The 18,591-nt window shown below is 47.0% G+C and carries 17 protein-coding genes; all 17 read left to right on the forward strand.

Annotated features, from left to right (window positions below):
* Positions 1-186 precede the first annotated feature (186 nt).
* The 17 genes from ACFSVM_RS19755 to ACFSVM_RS19835 all read left to right on the forward strand — a co-directional run bounded on the left by ACFSVM_RS19755 (position 187) and on the right by ACFSVM_RS19835 (position 18,503).
* Positions 187-1,098 carry a COX aromatic rich motif-containing protein gene (locus ACFSVM_RS19755; RefSeq protein WP_076315353.1) on the forward strand — a complete coding sequence of 304 codons (912 nt, stop codon included), beginning with the start codon at positions 187-189 and terminating at the stop codon, positions 1,096-1,098.
* Between the two features lie 29 nt (positions 1,099-1,127).
* Positions 1,128-3,110, forward strand: a complete 1,983-nt coding sequence (locus ACFSVM_RS19760) for a cbb3-type cytochrome c oxidase subunit I (protein ID WP_076315354.1) — start codon at positions 1,128-1,130, stop codon at positions 3,108-3,110.
* Positions 3,110-3,727 (forward strand): cytochrome (ubi)quinol oxidase subunit III, encoded by a 618-nt coding sequence (locus ACFSVM_RS19765; RefSeq protein WP_047913707.1) that lies wholly within the window; start codon positions 3,110-3,112, stop codon positions 3,725-3,727. Before ACFSVM_RS19760 ends, ACFSVM_RS19765 begins: the two co-directional genes overlap by 1 nt.
* Before the next feature lies 1 nt (position 3,728).
* Positions 3,729-4,064: a cytochrome o ubiquinol oxidase subunit IV gene (cyoD, locus tag ACFSVM_RS19770; protein WP_047913708.1), complete on the forward strand. Its 336-nt coding sequence runs from the start codon at positions 3,729-3,731 to the stop codon at positions 4,062-4,064.
* Positions 4,065-4,256: 192 nt separating this feature from the next.
* On the forward strand, positions 4,257-4,934 hold the full coding sequence (gene deoC, locus ACFSVM_RS19775; protein WP_379264056.1) for a deoxyribose-phosphate aldolase: 678 nt from the start codon (positions 4,257-4,259) through the stop codon (positions 4,932-4,934).
* 168 nt (positions 4,935-5,102) lie between these two features.
* Positions 5,103-5,933, forward strand: coding sequence for a 5-dehydro-4-deoxy-D-glucuronate isomerase (gene kduI, locus ACFSVM_RS19780; RefSeq protein WP_047913710.1), 831 nt, complete (start codon positions 5,103-5,105; stop codon positions 5,931-5,933).
* Positions 5,934-5,953: 20 nt separating this feature from the next.
* A complete protein-coding gene (locus tag ACFSVM_RS19785; protein WP_090727428.1) occupies positions 5,954-6,706 on the forward strand; it encodes a DeoR/GlpR family DNA-binding transcription regulator in 753 nt (250 codons plus the stop codon).
* An 18-nt stretch (positions 6,707-6,724) separates the two neighbouring features.
* Positions 6,725-7,477, forward strand: a complete 753-nt coding sequence (gene kduD / locus ACFSVM_RS19790) for a 2-dehydro-3-deoxy-D-gluconate 5-dehydrogenase KduD (RefSeq protein WP_076315357.1) — start codon at positions 6,725-6,727, stop codon at positions 7,475-7,477.
* A 29-nt stretch (positions 7,478-7,506) separates the two neighbouring features.
* The gene (locus ACFSVM_RS19795; RefSeq protein ID WP_379264059.1) at positions 7,507-8,349 is read left to right on the forward strand and encodes a sugar phosphate isomerase/epimerase family protein; all 843 of its coding nucleotides are present in this window, start codon (positions 7,507-7,509) and stop codon (positions 8,347-8,349) included.
* Positions 8,350-8,513: 164 nt separating this feature from the next.
* Positions 8,514-9,380, forward strand: coding sequence for an ABC transporter ATP-binding protein (locus ACFSVM_RS19800; protein WP_076315359.1), 867 nt, complete (start codon positions 8,514-8,516; stop codon positions 9,378-9,380).
* Positions 9,373-11,604 (forward strand): ABC transporter permease, encoded by a 2,232-nt coding sequence (locus tag ACFSVM_RS19805; RefSeq protein WP_379264062.1) that lies wholly within the window; start codon positions 9,373-9,375, stop codon positions 11,602-11,604. The genes ACFSVM_RS19800 and ACFSVM_RS19805 overlap by 8 nt, the downstream gene beginning before the upstream one ends.
* Positions 11,597-12,322, forward strand: a complete 726-nt coding sequence (locus tag ACFSVM_RS19810) for a hypothetical protein (protein WP_076315361.1) — start codon at positions 11,597-11,599, stop codon at positions 12,320-12,322. Before ACFSVM_RS19805 ends, ACFSVM_RS19810 begins: the two co-directional genes overlap by 8 nt.
* A 28-nt stretch (positions 12,323-12,350) precedes the next feature.
* Positions 12,351-12,971 carry an RNA polymerase sigma factor gene (locus ACFSVM_RS19815; protein WP_076315362.1) on the forward strand — a complete coding sequence of 207 codons (621 nt, stop codon included), beginning with the start codon at positions 12,351-12,353 and terminating at the stop codon, positions 12,969-12,971.
* Positions 12,955-13,854, forward strand: coding sequence for a hypothetical protein (locus tag ACFSVM_RS19820; protein ID WP_177178837.1), 900 nt, complete (start codon positions 12,955-12,957; stop codon positions 13,852-13,854). The genes ACFSVM_RS19815 and ACFSVM_RS19820 overlap by 17 nt, the downstream gene beginning before the upstream one ends.
* Positions 13,851-14,717: an ATP-binding cassette domain-containing protein gene (locus tag ACFSVM_RS19825; RefSeq protein WP_379264065.1), complete on the forward strand. Its 867-nt coding sequence runs from the start codon at positions 13,851-13,853 to the stop codon at positions 14,715-14,717. The genes ACFSVM_RS19820 and ACFSVM_RS19825 overlap by 4 nt, the downstream gene beginning before the upstream one ends.
* Before the next feature lie 104 nt (positions 14,718-14,821).
* On the forward strand, positions 14,822-16,204 hold the full coding sequence (locus ACFSVM_RS19830; protein WP_256703047.1) for a homocysteine synthase: 1,383 nt from the start codon (positions 14,822-14,824) through the stop codon (positions 16,202-16,204).
* A 346-nt stretch (positions 16,205-16,550) separates the two neighbouring features.
* Positions 16,551-18,503: a heavy metal translocating P-type ATPase gene (locus ACFSVM_RS19835; protein WP_076315366.1), complete on the forward strand. Its 1,953-nt coding sequence runs from the start codon at positions 16,551-16,553 to the stop codon at positions 18,501-18,503.
* The last annotated feature ends 88 nt before the right edge of the window (positions 18,504-18,591 follow it).

Here is an 18,591-nt window from a genome sequence, read left to right on the forward strand (position 1 = left end):
GTGGCAAAGGCTCTTTTTGTTGTGGAATGCAAGGAAATAGATCATTTGTGAGAAAAAATTCACAAAATTTGTGATCAAATTCGACAAATTTGTTAACACCCGTTTTATTGTCATGAATTTCTGATATCTTTAGGGGGAAGATAATAGCATCGTTTGTAATTGCGCATTAAAGGAGAGGGGATCAAGATGGATAAAAAACCTAGATCGCTTTCCAAAATCATTCTTGCAGTAGTGATTACGCTGGTTACCTTGGGCGTTATGATATGGTCACTGTTTGCAGATGAGAACGGAAAATACGTTGTACTCGATCCAAGTGGACCGATCGGCGAGGCACAAAGGGATTTGATCATAATTTCAACCATTTTGTGTGCGATCATCATTGTACCTACATTAATACTGGTTGGTGTTATTGTATGGAAATATCGTGACACACCTGGAAACAAAGCGAAATATTCACCGAACTGGGCGCACAGCACAGTTGCCGAGGCGATATGGTGGGGACTTCCTATTCTAATCATTATTGTACTTGGTGCAGTCACTGTGCGCTATACGTATGCAACAGAGCCTTCGAAACCGCTCGTGTCTGATAAGGAGCCGATTACGATTCAAGTAACCTCCCTGGACTGGAAATGGTTGTTTATGTATCCGGATTCGAATGTAGCAACTGTAAATACACTGACGATTCCTGAAGATACACCGATTCGTTTCGAGCTGACTTCGGATGCACCGATGAACTCGTTCTGGATTCCGGAACTTGGCGGACAAATGTACACGATGTCGGGTATGGCCATGGTTCTTCATCTTCAAGCCGATGAGCAGGGAACCTTTATGGGTTCAGGAGCTAACTTCTCTGGAGAGCATTACACAGATATGAAATTTGATGTAAATGCGGTTTCCGAGGAAGACTACAACAACTGGATTAACGAAGTGAAGCTGAACTCTCAGCCGCTTACGGCTGAAGGTTATGATCAGCTCTCTGATCCAAGTGTTGAGGAAGTTCAATATTTCTCAGCATTTCCTGAAGGACTGTTTAACGATATCGTTACTAAATACGTAGTGGATCAAGACGAATCTGCTGAAGCAACAACGCACGAATAAACATTAGCTCGAAAGGAGGCCCTTCATTCATGTTTAGTGATTTGTGGGAGTTCCTGACGACAGAGTTTTTGGTAACAGGCGATCCCCTTATTTTGGGGGCACAGGTATCTATCGGCCTAGCATCACTTGCGATTGTCGTCGGACTCACTTATTTTAAAAAATGGGGCTGGCTCTGGAAAAACTGGTTGACAACGGTTGACCACAAAAAAATCGGTATCATGTACATCTTGGCCGCGATTCTAATGATGTTCCGCGGCGGCGTGGACGCGCTTATGATGAGATTCCAGCTGGCTTTACCAGGTATGGAATTCTTGCATGCGGATCACTATAACCAGGTCTTTACTACACACGGAACGATCATGATTCTGTTTATGGCGATGCCATTTATGTTCGGTCTGTTTAATGTGGTTGTACCTCTTCAGATCGGGGCGCGAGATGTCGCTTTCCCTTATCTGAATGCTGTCAGCTTCTGGCTGTTCTTCCTAGGTGCAATGCTGTTTAACCTTTCATTCGTAATCGGGGGTTCACCTGCAGCCGGATGGCTCAGTTATCCACCTTTATCAGGGCTCGAATTTAGTCCGGGGGTAGGACAGAACTTCTATATATGGGGGATACAGATATCCGGTATCGGTTCCCTCGCCACAGGGATTAACTTCCTTGTAACAATCATTAAGATGCGTGCTCCAGGCATGACTTGGATGAAAATGCCGATGTTTACCTGGTCCGTATTTGCTACCAATATTATTATTTTGTTTGCATTTCCAATTCTGACGGTTACTTTGTTCTTGCTATTCATGGATCGTTTTGCAGGAACACATTTCTTTACGCTGGATCTCGGGGGCAACCCGATGATGTATATCAACCTCATCTGGATGTGGGGTCACCCAGAGGTTTATATCGTTGTTCTGCCAGCCTTTGGTATCTTCTCCGAGGTTGTGGCGACATTCTCAAGAAAGAGATTGTTTGGATATAAATCAATGGTATTTGCAATGCTGATTATCAGCGTACTGTCCTTCTTCACGTGGGTCCATCACTTCTTTACGATGGGATCAGGCGCCGATGTCAATGCATTCTTCGCGATTACGACCATGTTGATTTCGATACCTACGGGTGTCAAGGTCTTTAACTGGCTGTTTACCATGTATCGCGGACGAATTCGTTTTACGCTTCCAATGATGTGGACCATTGCGTTCCTGCCGTGCTTTATTATCGGGGGGATGACAGGCGTTATGCTGTCCGTTGCGCCGGCTGACTTCCAGTTCCATAACAGTTACTTCTTGATCGCTCACTTCCACCAGGTTCTGATCGGTGGTGTCGTGTTCGGTTACTTTGCTGGTATGTACTACTGGTGGCCGAAGCTGTTCGGATTCAATTTGCCGAACCGCTGGGGACATTGGGCATTCTGGACATGGAACATTGGTTTCTATATCACATTTATGCCGCAATACGCACTCGGTCTAATGGGTATGACTCGTCGTCTGTACACATACGGATGGGATACAGGCTGGGCAACGCTGAACGTGGTATCTTCTGTCGGGGCATTCCTGATGGGGGCCGGCTTCTTGTTCCAGCTCTTGCAAATTGCAGATGGTATTCGAAAATACAAAGAAAACAAGGTCGGAGCGGATCCATGGGATGCTCGTACACTCGAATGGTCTATTCCTTCTCCGGTACCTGAATATAACTTTGCTTTCGTTCCAAAAGTCGATACTGTCGATCAATTTTGGGAGGATAAACAACGTAAAGCTACGGGCGCTCATCAAACGCAAACAGCTGAGCCAACATATGAGCCAATTCATATGCCGAAAAACACAGGTATTCCAATCGTGATGTCTGTCTTCTTCTTTATCGCAGGCTTCGGGTTTGTATGGGATTGGTGGTGGATGTATATCCCTGGACTGCTTGGCGTGGTGGCGACTCTGTTCGCACGCTCGTTCCAGTACGACACGGATTATTACATTCCGGCTGAAGAAGTTAGACGTACCGAAGCAGCCTTGAGGGGGTCGGTATAATGGCACACACAGCAGTAAATAATCATCATGATGATCACGGTCACGATCATGGTCATCATGATCCACAGGAACTAAAGACTTTAGGATTCTGGCTGTTCCTAATCTCTGACTTGATTCTGTTCTCTGTATTCTTTGCGACCTATATCGTGTTGAAGGATAATACGGCAGGCGGACCAGAAGGGCCGGATCTGTTTAACATGACGATCATTATTATCAACACATTCGTCTTGTTGACGAGCAGCTTCACGAGTGGACTTGCTATTCTGGCAATGAACCGCGGAGATAAGAAGGGATTAACGATCTGGCTGATTGTTACAGCCGTACTGGGTCTGACATTCCTGGGTCTTGAAATTTACGAGTTCACTGAAATGGTTCACCACGGAGCACTGATTACAACGAGCGCATTCACCGGTGCTTTCTATACTTTGGTTGGTACTCACGGCGCTCACGTAACGTTTGGTCTGTTCTGGATGTTCGGTCTGCTTCTTCAATTGAAGAAGCGCGGAATTACTCCTGAGATTCGTGGTAAAGTAATGAACTTAAGCTTATTCTGGCACTTTTTGGACGTCGTATGGATCTTCCTCCTTACGATCGTCTATCTGATGGGGGTGATGTAAGATGGCGGAACAGCATAATCATGCACATGAATCTCATGAGGAGCATGGATCACTTAAATCTTACACCATTGGATATGTCATCTCGATTATCCTGACCATCATTCCGCTTGTTGTCGTTCTGAATGACATGTTCAGTAGAACCGTAAACATGGTTATCATTTTGATCATGGCGGTACTGCAGTTTGGGGTACAGCTCCTATTCTTCATGCACATTCGTGATGGAGAAGCAGGTAAGCCAAAATGGAACGTTATGGGTCTGATTCTGGGTATCCTGCTCGTGCTTACAATCGTTGTAGGTTCGATTTGGATCATGATGAACAATCAAGTGGCTCACTGATCCTGATTAGTGAACCAGTCTTAGCAAGTTAATCTATAATGAATGAGCACCTTGCCTTTCTAACCATCGAGCAAGGTGCTTTTTTTTTGATCATGCACACGAATAGATCTAGCCTGCCTTTGCAAACCTAGTTAGTATTGGTATGATTAGATGTGGAGCAACAGAAATATACAAATAGTGAGGACGATAATAATGAATCAAACAGCAATTTCTCCTTTGGTTGATCATACACTGCTTAAGGCAGATGCCCGCAAAGAGGATATTATCAAGCTGGCAGAGGAAGCAAAGACTTACGGGTTTGCATCCGTATGCGTCAATCCGGCTTTTGTAGCGGCTGCTTATGAAGTGCTGAAAGACACTCCTGAGGTTAAAGTATGCACTGTTATTGGTTTTCCTCTCGGTGCAACAACTTCTGTAGTGAAAGCTTACGAAACAACGGATGCTATTAATAATGGAGCTACCGAAGTGGATATGGTGATTAACATCAGTGCGCTCAAAGATGGCAATGATGATTACGTTCGCGAGGATATCGCAGCTGTCGTCAACGCAGCTAAAGGGAAAGCACTGACCAAAGTCATTATCGAGACTTGTCTCTTAACGGATGAAGAGAAAGTACGTGCATGTGAGCTGGCTGTACAAGCCGGTGCTGATTTTGTGAAGACTTCCACGGGCTTCTCTACAGGTGGAGCGACGAAGGAAGATATCGCGCTCATGCGCAAAACGGTAGGGCCTGATGTAGGCGTCAAGGCCTCTGGAGGGGTCCGCAGCAGTGAGGATGCATTAACGATGATTCAAGCGGGAGCTACCCGTATTGGAACAAGCGGCGGCGTTGCGATTGCAAAAGGTGAGCGTTCTGACAGCAGCTACTAATCGGATATAGGATTTGAATGGTAAGCGATCCCGAGAGGGGTCGCTTTTTTGACATAGTTTTAATTTTTCATTAATAAAGGGTACACAAATCGACTTAAATAAACTAAAATAAACCTATATGAACTTCCTTCTAATATAATCTATGACATACGAAAGGATTGATATCAAATGCAAAACCGTTATGCTGCTCATCCCAATGAAGTGAAGAACTATGATACCAGCCGTTTACGCGAGGAATTTCTGATCGATCACTTATTTGCCAAAGATGAACTTGTTACCGTATATTCTCATGTGGATCGCTACATCGTAGGATCTGCGGTGCCAGAGTCTCAAGATATCAAGCTGGAAGTGAATTTGAAGGATATTGGGACGGATTTTTTCCTGGCTCGTCGTGAAATCGGTATCATTAACATCGGTGGTCATGGAACGGTATCTGCCGATGGGGTACGGTATGAGATTGGAAGCAAGGAGTGTCTGTATATCGGCCTTGGTGTGAAGGAAGTGATCTTCCATTCAGGCTCAGGAGAAGCTCCACAGTTTTATTTTGTATCCACACCTGCCCATCATGCTTACCCGACAACGAAGGCAACACAGCAGGAGGCTACGCCGGCTCACTTAGGCAGTATTCAAACCTCGAATGAAAGAACCATATATAAATACATTCATGAAGGCGGAATCAAGAGCTGTCAGCTGGTCATGGGAATTACAGAGCTTGATCCGGGGAACATGTGGAATACGATGCCTGCGCATACACATAATCGTCGTTCTGAAGTGTACTTGTACTTCAACCTTCCGGAGGATGGAGTCGTATTCCATATGATGGGTGAGCCTGAAGAAACGAGACATCTGGTTGTTCGTCAGGGTCAGGCTGTTATCTCACCGAGCTGGTCGATCCATAGCGGTGTAGGAACGAGCAATTACACGTTCTGCTGGGCTATGGCTGGAGAGAATCAAACCTTTGATGATATGGACGGCGTGAAGATGACGGAGCTGAAATAACACAGAAAGTTGAATGAAATATGAACTCAATGAAACGACATGAAAAAATAATGGAGCTGCTCATTGCCAAGCAGGAAGTGACCGTGAATGAGTTAAGTGAGCTCCTTGAAGTGACTGGAAAGACCATCAGAGAGGATCTGGACAAGCTGGAGAGCATGGGTCTCCTCGTGCGGGTGCACGGGGGAGCCATGCTGGCCCAGAATGATCAATATGGCATTCTGACCAGTATGGGTGCGCTGGAGAAGCACAATCCCGAGAAGATCGAAATCGCAGAGCGGGCAATGACTTACATCGAGCCGTATGATGTCATTGCTCTTGATGGAGGAAGCACGACACTGGAGATGGCACGACTGCTGGAGAATATTCCGCTGACGGTCATCACCAATGATCTGTTCATCATTTCCGAGCTGACCCGTAAGGATCAGATTCGGCTGGTGGTGCCAGGCGGGTCCAGGGTCAGAAATATGCTGGTCAGTGATGAGACGGAGCAGTTTATATCCAGCTTGAACATCCACAAGGCATTTATTTCGACGACGGCTCTGCATCCTGAATTCGGTTTTTCTATATACACGGGTGATCTTGTTCCTCTCAAAAAGGCACTGATCCACACAGCGCAGCATGTCTATGCTGTAGTGGATCATTACAAATTCGGTCGATTTGCACTGCGTACTTTTGCAGCTTGCGGAGAGGTCGATGTGATTATCAGCGACAAAGCACTTACGGATGAAATGAAGACTCCATACGAAACCATGGGAGTGAAGATTGATAATTAGCGGGAGGCATAGAGAAGTATGAACTATTTTGATCTAAGTGGTAAAGTAGCACTGGTTACCGGTACCTCCGGTGGATTAGGTCAAGGCATGGCCATAGGGCTTGCAGAAGCAGGTGCGGATATCATTGCTGTATCCCATTCCATGCCGACAGAGACGGTGCAAGCGATTGAGCAGCTAGGCCGTAAGGCATTGGGAATTCAGGCTGATCTGAGCAAAGAAGAAGAGCTTTCATCCATATTCGAACAGGCACTTCAGTTTCAGGGAAGAATCGATGTGCTTGTCAATAATGCGGGAATTATCCGCCGTACGCCGGCAGCTGATCACGGAGCCTCGGACTGGCATGATGTCATTGACCTTAACCTAAACACTGTATTTTTCTTAAGCCAGCTGGCTGGAAGACATATGATTGAGCGGGGAAGCGGCAAGATTATCAGCATTGCTTCCATGCTGTCTTATCAAGGCGGTATTAATGTGCCGGGGTATACAGCCAGCAAGCATGCGGTAGCAGGCTTAACCAAAGCACTGGCTAACGAATGGGCAGGTAAAGGAATACAGGTCAATGCAATTGCTCCGGGATACATGGTAACGAACAACACCCAGCAGATCAGGGACGATGAGAATCGCTACAAGGATATTACAGCTCGGATTCCAGCTGGACGTTGGGGGACACCGGAGGATCTGAAGGGACCAGTGGTATTTTTGGCTTCCTCCGCTTCAGATTATTTGAATGGACACGTTCTGAATGTAGACGGAGGCTGGCTCGCTCGTTAATGCTCATTTAAGAAGGAGGATACGAGAACATGAAACTGGGAGTTCTGGCGCATACGTTTGGTAAACAGCCCACTTCAAGTCTGGCAGCTCGCATCGCCGGCAGCGGGTTTACATCGGTTCAGCTTGCACTGGCCAAGGCGTTGTCAGATATCGATTCTTCAACTGGTAAACTGAGCCCGGGTCTGGCCAATTGGGTAGGTGAGCAGTTCCACAAGGAAGGCATACGGATAGCGGTGCTGGGCTGTTATATTAACCCGGTTCATCCGGATACGGCCGCGAGGAAGTCTGAGCTGGCACGCTTCAAAGAACATTTGCGTTATGCTCGTGATTTTGGCTGCAGTATCGTAGCCACAGAAACAGGAAGTGTAACCACGTACAAAGAGACTCATCCGACTTCCTACGAGGAGCAGGGATTTGAGGTGCTGCGTGAGTCAGTGCTTGAGCTCGCAGAGGAAGCGGACAAATGGGGCGTTCATGTGGCCATTGAGCCCGTGTCTGTCCATACCTTACATACAAGAGAGCATATGCAGCGCTTGTTCGAGGAGGTTCCTTCATCGAGCGTTGGGCTGCTGTTTGACCCATGCAATTTGATCAAGGTAGAGCATGTCGTGAACCAGGCAGATTTTCTGCGAGATGTGTTTGAACAGCTGTACGATCGAATGATTGCCATCCATGCGAAGGATGTTGCTTTTGATGTGAGCGGCAAAAAGTACAATCCTGTACCTGGCGAAGGGATATTGGATTATCCTTTATTCTTTGAACTGCTCAAAGCGTATAAGCCTCATATCGACATCTCTCTGGAAGGTGTAACCGCGGAGCAGGCAGATGATGCGGCAGCCTATTTACGTCGCTTATGGCATGCGGACAACTAGTTCCTTAGCAGATATCAAGGTTTTCCCGAATTCATAAAATCTCTTCTCATGTAACAAAATGAGAGGAGATTTTTTTTTGTGAGTTCAAACTTTTTCTTGGACCATCTCGTTACAGCATCGAAACCGCGCGGAAATACCATAACGAATGGGGAACAACGAAACATATGATCACGACTCAGAATTTAACCAAATCATATAAAGGGCATCTGGCATTGGATGATGTGACCTTAACCTTCAACGAGGGCATGGTCGGCCTGCTAGGACCTAACGGTGCAGGTAAAACGACTTTTTTGAGAGTTATGGCTACATTACAGAAACCGACATCAGGAAGTGCAAGCATCTTCGGGGTTCCACTGTCACAGCCGGAGGAGGTGCGCAGACAGATCGGCTACCTTCCGCAGCATTTCAGTGTGTATCCACAGCTTACAGGCAGAGAGTTTCTTGATTATGTGGGCGTATTGAAAGGGATCCACGCTGCAAAGGCCCGTCAGGAGGAGATTGAACGCATACTTGATCAGGTGAATCTTACCGACAAGGCTGACAAGAAGGTGCGGACTTATTCAGGTGGCATGCGGCAACGTCTCGGGATTGCACAAGCGCTGTTGGGTTCTCCTAAGATGCTGATCGTTGATGAACCAACTGCTGGTTTAGATCCGGAGGAAAGAGTTCGATTTCGCAATATACTCACCCGGTTCAGCGTTGGGAGAATCGTACTCTTGTCAACACATATCGTTGCAGATATTGAAAGTAATTGCAGGCAGATCGCCGTACTGTCCAGAGGACAGCTTGTGTTATCTGGTAATTTGTCCGATCTGGCTGATGTTGGTGACGGCAAGGTGTGGCAGGCCGTGCTGAACGATGAGGAATTGCGCCAGATAAACCCCATGGCGATCGTATCGACTCAAAGATTAGAAGAGGGAGTCTCCTGCCGCATCATTAGTGATGACGCTCCGCATCCAGCGGCTGTGGCGGTTAAGCCAACACTTGAAGATGGCTACCTTGCTCTGATTGGGAGAGAACGTCATGCATAAGTGGGCGAAGCAGTATGTGCTGGAATGCCGTTTATTGTCCCGAAGGGTCGTACTCATGTCCCTGCCTATTGTGTATGCCGCATTTTTTTGGCTGGTGATGTATTTCAACTTCAAGAATCCAATGCAAAATCTGTATTACAGCATAGACCGTATTCAATCAGTCGGGCATACGATGACGCTTGGGGTGGCGATCTTTCTGGGTATATCGCTTGCACGCCGTGATCTGGCAAGACTTGCATATGAGTGGGTGAAGAGCTATCCGATATCATCTGCTGTCCAGCTTACAGCCAAGTATGCTGCCATTCTCAGTTATCTAACGATATTTACGATCCTCATTGCTGCAAGTATGCTCATCGCTGGGCAGATCAGTGGGCTGGAAGTAAAGATCGTTTGGCCTCGCATGCTGTATTTTACTATACAGTACGAAGTGTCCTATGCCGTCACGGTCGCACTCGGGATGCTGCTTGGCGTCATCATCAGTAACCGGGCTGTGTATTTGATCGGGTTCAGCGCCTGGATGTTTGGCACCTTTTTCATGGAAATCTTCGTACTGGAACGCTATGGCTGGCATCTGCTGAAGACATTTCATCTCAGCCAGCTGTTCATCGAGAGCGGAAAATGGTATCAGACCTGGAGTGTAGCATTGTTTGCCGATGAAAGGAATGCTTCGAGAGTATTTGTTCTTATGTTTGCCATGCTCTTACTTGCGGCTTCTATTCTTGTTCTGAATTATAAGCGTCCTGTTCGAAAGACGGCCAAGTCCTGGATAGCTTCTGTATGCGTACTCGCTGTGTGCAGCGCAGCGTTCATCCCATACTCGTCTATATGGGCGGAGAAGAATAACCAGATCCAAGCCATATTGCATGACCCGAATGTACAAATGGAAGGTGAGTCAAGTGCTGAGCATCAGAATATCTTTGCCCTTTCCTCATATGACCTCTCCATCACTCAGAACGAACAGGATATCCTTGAAGGCTATGCGGTGATGCAGCTGGAAGCAAAGGCAGTGGATAGAGAGGCTGATGCGCTGAAGTTTACACTGAATCGTGCTTTTGTAATCAAAGAGCTGCATATTAATGACGAGCCTGTCAACTATGTTCGCGAGGGGGATTGGATAACGGTTCATGTCCCAGAGTATACGAAGAAGCCGGCTGACTATGAGCTTGTGATTCGTTACCAAGGGAAGCTTGTCATCCCTTCGAACAGCAATTTTGACGTATATTACTCTTTCAGTTCGGGGGAAAATACGTATCTGGGCGGTATGATCGGATGGTACCCTATACCGGGCAAGCAGAGCATCTATGAATACCGAATGGGTGCAACGGAAGAGGATCGAACTTTGCTCCTTGCTAATAAGCTGCAAGTTGAACCAGTTAATATGCAGGTTACCTTCCGCAATTTTAAGAACGAGATGTATACGACACTGGGCAAGACGGAATTAAAGAGCAGGGCAGGAGCAGGGGATCTGGCGGCGGCTGACGAGGATCAGGTAATTGCGGGGCGTGTGACGTCACCTCTGACAGCCATCGGAGCGTCGTTTACGGAGACGACAAGTGCAGTCGTACCACTTAAAGTGTACTCGACTCCTTTTGCACAGCGTTCTGTATTGCATGTGATGTCATTGGTGGAAGAGCAGTTTGCTTATTTCAAATCATGGCTTCCAAGTCTTGAACCGCAATATAAGCAGTTGTATATGTATGGTGATCCGCTCTACCTGAGCAGCTTATCTGATATTCAAAATGCGAGCTATATTCATAATGATCTTAATTCTTCTTATGACGCTTTTACGGCCAGAAATTGGATGAATGCTCTGATATTTGGTGATCAAGCCGGTGCAGATATGCTTTTGGCTGGGCTGAGTGAGCGCAATCAATTAACAGAGACGACTGCTGATATCAGACATCTGATTGGAATGCTCTGCTGGTATGTCTATTACCTTGACTACGAGCATGAGCCGCAGCATGAGGCCATGAGTAACTCAATGCTGTCTTACTACTTAATGAGATATGATGCGCTGAGCAGTGATCTGTATCATATGGCAGCTCAGATGATCAGCGAAGTTGATCAAGCTATAGAAGCAGGACAGACAGAGCAAGTGAAGCAGGTGCTTCATCATTTTTATAAACAGGATCTCAGTGTGCCGCCAGTGAAGCCGAATGAAGCTGATTTTATTACACCGCAGCAGTGGAATAAGGTATGGGACCAGGTGATGTCTGATGAATAATCGCTATACATCTTGGCTGCGAATGGAGCTGAAGGGGATGCGCAGCGGAACATTCTGGCTGGTTGTCGCCATATATCTGCTGCTGCTTACCACGATCCTGTTCCGAACCTTTGAGGATGGGGCTGCCCCAAATCCAATGCAATATAATGAAATGCTGTCTTTCTTATTGTGTACGATGGCAGCGATCCTGTTCTTTCAGCGTGAATGGGGAGCTGGGAGTATGGAAACCATCGCTTCCTATCCGATGAGTCTGACTGCAATGACCATAAGAAAATGGGGCTTGGCCATCATTCTTATGCTGATTGCCCAAGCAGGCTGGATGACCTTGTATGTACTAAGATTCGGACAGATGTCAGCTCGAGTGTATCCTTGGGATGGTGGCGAAGCAATAACAGACACGGTTCATATGATCGAGCTGCTCATTCAGCCCCTACCGGCGATGCTGTTCATGATCTCCATAACGATCTTCGGGATGGTGCTGAGCCAAAAACTGTATGGAGGCCTGGCGCTCGGTTTTGCCTGGTGGCTGCTTGATACGATGACGATGGGTGCTATATTCCGCCATTTTACTCTTTATACAACGTATTTAGACATGCGAGAGGTGCCATTTGTGCTTAATCGCGGGTTGCTAGTGGGTGCGTCGTTGATCCTTTTGATTATAAGTATCTTCGTAATCAATCGCCGGCATCGATATACCAAAGAATCGGAGCTAGAGTAATTGTTATAGCATTGGAAGGAGGGGTGCTGTGCTTACGGATGAACAATTGGCACGAAAAATGAGCGAAGGAGATCAGGAGGCGTTTGAAATGCTGGTGAACCGGTTTCATGGTCCTCTCCTTCTATACGCTGCAAGGCTGGTTGGAGACCGAGAGAAGGCTAAGGATCTGGTTCAGGAAACGTTCATTAAGCTGATTCGCCATCTGCGAGAACAAGACGGTCTTGATCATGTGAAAGCCTGGCTATATCGTGTATTGATGAATCTTTGCCGGGATTACTGGAAGAGTGCTGCCGCGGTACGTGAACGAGCAGCAGGAGAACAGATGCCTGACAAGGAGGACCCTCAAGTAAATGCGGAGGAACAATATCTCAAGGGAGAGACCGCTGACGAGATCCGAATGCTGCTCGGTGAACTGACAATGATGCAGCAGCAGGTCATAACTCTGCGTTTCTATGAGGATATGAAGCTGCAGGATATTGCGGAGCTCCTGAATATTCCGCTAAGTACAGCAAAAAGCAGTCTATACGCAGGTCTACGTCGTCTAAAAGTAAAAATATTGGAAAAGCCGGAGCTTTATGCGTCGATGCCGAATCTGATGACGGATACGTTTACAGAAAACGAGGTGTATGCCCATGAATCAAAAAGCTGATACAGGTCTCGAAATGCTGGAAAAGGAGCTTCGTTCTGTGCTTCCGCGTAAGGATGTTGCGCCCCCTTCTCAAGAAGAGACCTTGATGCTTCTGTCTTCGCTGCAAGGGGAGTTTGAGCTTCTGAAAGAAAACAAGGCACTTATAACAACATTTAGCAGTGATCCGGAAGTTCAACGAATGAAGCACCAAAGTGAACAGTCCACTGATGCTTGGGCAGAGGGTTCTATTCCTAAGCCTTCTCTGCGAAATCTGTTAAAAAGCCAGATGCGTAGAAATCAAGCAGCGATCTTCGGTACAGGGGCAATTCTGTTTATGCTGCTCGCCGTCCTTATTGATCCCTATCGCCCTAATCAACTTTATGGTGATTCAAGCTTGACAATATACTCCATAACGACACCGCTGCTGTTACTGGTGGCGATGCTGTTTACACTGCGTTCAGGCGATCGGGGGTTAAGATCCGTGGAGAGAATTACGCCTTACCCACTGGCATTGATTGCATATAGCCGGGTTCTGCTGACCTTCCTAACTGTTCTTGTGCTTGCGCTTGTCAGTAATGTGATTGTCTATTTGAGAGTGGCGACGGTGGGTGGCGATGTATCCCACTTCGGACATTTTGTCCTTATGTGGCTGGGGGTAACATTAATAACTGGCGGGACAGCAATGTCGCTTTTATTCTACAAAGGAGTGAAGGCAGCCATACTAGGCTCTTCTGTCGTCTATCTAGTATGGCTGGTGGTTCAACAGCAGCTGTCCATAACGGAGAGTCCCGGTTCCATCATCTTGTTATGGATCGACAGCCTTGTATTTGTTGCCGGAGTTGCCTTGATCTTATTTGCATACTACAGAAGCCGGTCACTTATAGCTGGGGCGAGGAAGGCATGATTACGCTAAGTCAAATTCAGCAGCAAATGGGCAGTTTTGTATTGGATATTGAATCATTAACTCTGCATAATGGACTAACTATGCTTGTCGGAGAGAACGGAGCGGGAAAGACGACGCTGCTAGAGCTTCTCGCTACCGTGAGCGAAGTGCAGAAAAAGGGTGAGATCCACTATGAAGGCAAGAGCGCAGAAGGTTATAATCTATTGCTTGTTCGAAGCAGGATGGGATATGTACCTTCTTCCATGGAATTGTACGGGAGTATGACGGTATATCATCAGCTGCGTTATTTCGGAGAATTGAAAGGCATATACGATGATGCAGTGATTAGAAAGCTGCTATTGGAATTTGACCTCGAGAACTATGCTCCTGTCAAGATTCGCAAACTATCAAGTGGCATTGTCCGCAGAATTCATATTGCTCAAGCGATGCTCACGAATCCCCGATTCCTAATGCTCGATGAGCCTATGAACGGCCTTGATGCCGGTTTTCGTAGAAGAACCATTGCATATTTGTCCCATTTGGCTCAGCATCGCACCGTAGTAGCAGCTTCTCACGAGCTGCAGGAATGGGATCGAAGTGCCGATTATGTTCTATGGCTGGATTGCGGCAGGGTTGCTTTCTACGGCTCTGCTCGTGAATGGATTCAGAGTGTGCCAGGTGAAGTGTACGAAGGAGAGGTCAGTGATAAAGAGTTAGCTCACATCCCTGAGGCCAGTATCATTGCGCGAAGGACAAATTCAGACGGGCATGTGGTTCGGCTGTTCAAATCAGGCCAGTTGAATACATCTTTCTATAAAGTAACTCCAAGTATAGAGGATGCTTATTATATTAGAAAAAGACTACAATCCCCTCGTAATGATTAAAGCGGGAGTTTGTGGTCTTTTTTTTGGTGTTCGTTGTTAGCAAAATTAAAATGAATAAATATTATAGGAAAAGTAGGAATTAGTCTTTTCAAAGTTAACAAATTATGAGAGAATATGGTAAAAAAGAAGCGTGCTTTTGCCCCGCTCAAGAGGAGGAAAACAGAAATATGTCTAATGAACAAAAAGATTACGCATTTGAGACTCTTGCTGTCCATGCTGGCCAGGAGATTGATCCAACAACGTTATCGCGGGCTGTTCCTTTGTACCAGACAACTTCGTATGCCTTTCGTGACAGTGAGCATGCGGCCAAACTGTTCTCTCTTCAAGAATTCGGTAACATCTATACTCGAATTAACAACCCAACCACAGACGTATTTGAACAGCGAATTGCTGCCCTTGAGGGCGGGGTAGGGGCACTCGCTACAGCCTCGGGCCAAGCAGCCATTACTTTTTCTATTTTGAATATCGCTGGAAGCGGAGACGAAATTGTGTCAGCTTCAAGCCTGTACGGAGGCACGTACAATTTATTCTCTTCGACGCTTGCAAAGCTTGGAATTACAGTCAAATTCGTTGACTCGGAAGATCCGGCAAACTTTGAATCGGCTATTACAGACAAGACCAAAGCCATATATGCCGAGACGATCGGCAACCCACAAGGTAATGTGTTAGATATAGAAGCGGTAGCTGCAATTGCCCATAACCATGGAATTCCGCTAATTGTAGATAATACGTTTCCCAGTCCATATCTGCTGCGTCCGATTGAGCATGGAGCAGATATTGTCGTCCACTCAGCAACCAAATTTATTGGCGGACATGGAACCTCAATCGGCGGCGTGATTGTCGACAGCGGTAAGTTCGATTGGGAGGCAAGCGGCAGGTTTCCAGGATTGACAGAACCAGACCCAAGTTATCACGGGGTTGTATATACTGAGGCTGTTGGACCCCAAGCCTATATAATTAAGGCTAGAGTTCAGCTGCTGAGGGATCTCGGATCAGCGATTTCACCTTTTAATTCATGGTTGCTGCTGCAAGGACTAGAGACCCTGCACTTAAGACTTGAGCGTCACAGTGCTAATGCACTTGAAGTTGCAAAATATCTAGAGCAGCACCCGGACGTTCTATGGGTGAGCTATGCGGGGCTTCCGAGCCACCCGTCTTACAGCCTTGCACAGAAGTATCTGCCTCGGGGTCAGGGGGCCATACTGACTTTCGGAATTAAAGGCGGAGCGGCTGCAGGCAGCAAGCTGATTGAGAATGTTAAACTGTTCTCTCACTTGGCGAATGTAGGGGATTCCAAGTCGCTTATCATCCATCCGGCAAGCACGACGCATCAGCAGCTCTCAGAAGAAGAGCAGATCGCAGCAGGTGTGAATCCAGAACTGCTTCGCTTGTCGATTGGAACCGAGAACATTAAGGATATACTGGCTGACCTGAAGCAGGCCATCGAAGCCAGTCAGTTAGATCTGAGCATAGCTAATCCATCCTAAACGAAGCTCTTGCTTTGAACCCCAAGCCCTTATTGACAGGGTTTGGGGTTATTTTTACATTACCTCAATTCAGATTCTGTTCCTCTTGTTCATGCTCAAATGAAATTTCTAACATTACTATTTACAATTTCTGTGGGCCAGGTATATAATACATTAAAAGTTGCACAAAACAAAAATAATTGTATAAATGCAAAAATGATTATCATTCTCAATGATGTCACCATGCTATTTTTACGAAAAACCATGCTGCTTCGGGATTCCCGAAGCAGCATGTGTCATTTTAAGGCCATTAACAATGGCTCTCATTCTCAATTAGACCAAGCAAGAAGAAAGGATAGTGAAGAATATGGAGGCTATTCAGCAGCGAATAAGTACTGCAGCACAAGTGGATGAACAAGGGCTTTCACCTCAGCGTCCTGGACGCAAAAGAGGTCCGAATTTTAAGATGATGCTTAAGAACCGGGAGATGCAGGCGGCTCTCGGCAGCGGGGTCATGATGCTGGCAGCATGGGGGATCTCAGGAAGCTATGAGCTTGTTTCGATCGTGCTGTATATTGCAGCTTATACGATAGGAGGCTGGGCCAAAGCGAAGGAAGGTGTGGAGACGCTCGTCAAGGAGAAGGATTTGGACGTGAACCTTCTCATGATCGCTGCAGCTATGGGAGCTGCGGCGATCGGATATTGGAATGAAGGGGCGATGCTCATCTTCATCTTTGCGCTCAGTGGTGCGCTTGAGAGCTATAGTACGGAAAGAAGTCATAAAGATATCTCCTCCTTGATTGGGTTAAAGCCAGAGACAGCGCTTCGGTTAAAGGATGGAACAGTGGAGCAGGTCGCAATTGATCTGCTTCAGCCTGGAGATTTACTGCTGGTTAAGCCGGGCGAAATAATGCCCTCCGATGGTAATGTATACAAGGGCTACTCTGCCGTGAACCAGGCTTCCATTACAGGAGAATCAATTCCAGTGGAGAAGAGCGCAGGAGATGAGGTTTATGCCGGCACAATGAACGGTGAAGGGGCCTTATATATTGAAGTGACTCAGCCGGCCGATAATACATTGTTCTCGAAGATTATCAAATTGGTAGAGGAGGCCCAATCCGAGGTACCGGCTTCTCAGCGGTTTATCGAGAAATTTGAAGGGATTTATGCCAAACTGGTTGTTTTGATTACGCTTGTTCTTGTTCTAGCGATGCCGCTGCTGTTTGGTATCACCTGGGGAGATGCTTTTTATAAGGCGATGGTATTCCTGGTTGTTGCTTCTCCTTGTGCTTTGGTTGCTTCCATTATGCCCGTTATGCTGTCTTCGATCTCAAGCAGTGCGAGAAGAGGGCTATTATTTAAGGGCGGAGCACATGTAGAGAATATGGCAAAGACGGCTGTGGTAGCCTTTGACAAGACGGGGACCTTGACGAGAGGCGTTCCGGAAGTTACTGATTTGATCGCTGCCGCCGGGTATGACGAGATGACCCTTCTATCTCACGCGGCGGCAGTGGAAAGTCAGTCTACACATCCACTGGCAGAGGCGATTGCAGCAAGGGCGATTGCAGCTGGAGCACAGCTGATCCAAGCTGACGATGTCCAAAATATCACGGGCTGGGGGATCAAGGGCAGAGTTGCCGGCCAGTTATGGAAGGTAGGCAAAACAGATGTACTGGATGAGAATGATGCGGATCCGGCTTGGATACAGCGCAGGTCAGAACTTGAGCGTGAGGGCAAGACGGTTTCCGTCATTATGCAAGGAGATCACATTGCGGGTCTGATCGCGATGCGGGATACGATTCGTCCACAAGCGGTGAAGGCAGTGAAACGGCTGCAAGAGCTCGGTATCAAGGTAGCCATGCTGACGGGCGATCGACAAGCTACCGCTGATGTCATTGCGAAGGAAACGGGAGTTGATCTCGTTTATGCCGGACTGCTCCCAGAGCAAAAAGTAGAGAGAGTTCGCTCCCTGCGTGAGCAATATGGCCATGTCGTCATGGTTGGCGACGGCGTTAATGATGCACCCGCACTGGCTGCAGCAACGGTTGGAATGGGCATGGGAATGTCGGGCAGCGGAACGGCCATAGAGGTCGCAGATGTGGTGCTGATGAACGATAACATTGAAGAGATCGCCTGGAGTGTCACACAGGCAAGACGTGCGGCAAGAGTAGTGAAGCAGAACATCGTCTTTGCCATTAGCGTAATCACCATTTTGATCGCAGGAAATTTCATTTCTGAGTTAGCGCTTCCTCTCGGTGTGATCGGACATGAGGGCAGTACAATTCTCGTGATTCTCAATGGACTTCGATTATTAAAGTAAATGGATCACATAGACACGAGCACCATAATAAAAGCGTCGTTTGCTCCTGCAGGCTTTAAGCCTTGGGCAAGCGACGCTTTTTGCTGCT

The organism is Paenibacillus shunpengii, from assembly GCF_042684905.1.
GTDB lineage: Bacteria > Bacillota > Bacilli > Paenibacillales > Paenibacillaceae > Paenibacillus > Paenibacillus shunpengii.

What these genes read in the sequence shown, in the direction of transcription:
- ACFSVM_RS19810 (WP_076315361.1), top strand. Translation starts at nt 11,597, where the DNA reads ATGAATAATCGCTATACATCTTGGCTGCGAATGGAGCTGAAGGGGATG.
- ACFSVM_RS19800 (WP_076315359.1), top strand. Translation starts at nt 8,514, where the DNA reads ATGATCACGACTCAGAATTTAACCAAATCATATAAAGGGCATCTGGCA.
- kduD (WP_076315357.1), top strand. Translation starts at nt 6,725, where the DNA reads ATGAACTATTTTGATCTAAGTGGTAAAGTAGCACTGGTTACCGGTACC.
- ACFSVM_RS19830 (WP_256703047.1), top strand. Translation starts at nt 14,822, where the DNA reads ATGAGAGAATATGGTAAAAAAGAAGCGTGCTTTTGCCCCGCTCAAGAG.
- ACFSVM_RS19755 (WP_076315353.1), top strand. Translation starts at nt 187, where the DNA reads ATGGATAAAAAACCTAGATCGCTTTCCAAAATCATTCTTGCAGTAGTG.
- ACFSVM_RS19835 (WP_076315366.1), top strand. Translation starts at nt 16,551, where the DNA reads ATGGAGGCTATTCAGCAGCGAATAAGTACTGCAGCACAAGTGGATGAA.
- ACFSVM_RS19825 (WP_379264065.1), top strand. Translation starts at nt 13,851, where the DNA reads ATGATTACGCTAAGTCAAATTCAGCAGCAAATGGGCAGTTTTGTATTG.
- ACFSVM_RS19795 (WP_379264059.1), top strand. Translation starts at nt 7,507, where the DNA reads ATGAAACTGGGAGTTCTGGCGCATACGTTTGGTAAACAGCCCACTTCA.
- ACFSVM_RS19760 (WP_076315354.1), top strand. Translation starts at nt 1,128, where the DNA reads ATGTTTAGTGATTTGTGGGAGTTCCTGACGACAGAGTTTTTGGTAACA.
- ACFSVM_RS19785 (WP_090727428.1), top strand. Translation starts at nt 5,954, where the DNA reads ATGAACTCAATGAAACGACATGAAAAAATAATGGAGCTGCTCATTGCC.
- ACFSVM_RS19820 (WP_177178837.1), top strand. Translation starts at nt 12,955, where the DNA reads ATGAATCAAAAAGCTGATACAGGTCTCGAAATGCTGGAAAAGGAGCTT.
- kduI (WP_047913710.1), top strand. Translation starts at nt 5,103, where the DNA reads ATGCAAAACCGTTATGCTGCTCATCCCAATGAAGTGAAGAACTATGAT.
- ACFSVM_RS19765 (WP_047913707.1), top strand. Translation starts at nt 3,110, where the DNA reads ATGGCACACACAGCAGTAAATAATCATCATGATGATCACGGTCACGAT.
- deoC (WP_379264056.1), top strand. Translation starts at nt 4,257, where the DNA reads ATGAATCAAACAGCAATTTCTCCTTTGGTTGATCATACACTGCTTAAG.
- ACFSVM_RS19805 (WP_379264062.1), top strand. Translation starts at nt 9,373, where the DNA reads ATGCATAAGTGGGCGAAGCAGTATGTGCTGGAATGCCGTTTATTGTCC.
- cyoD (WP_047913708.1), top strand. Translation starts at nt 3,729, where the DNA reads ATGGCGGAACAGCATAATCATGCACATGAATCTCATGAGGAGCATGGA.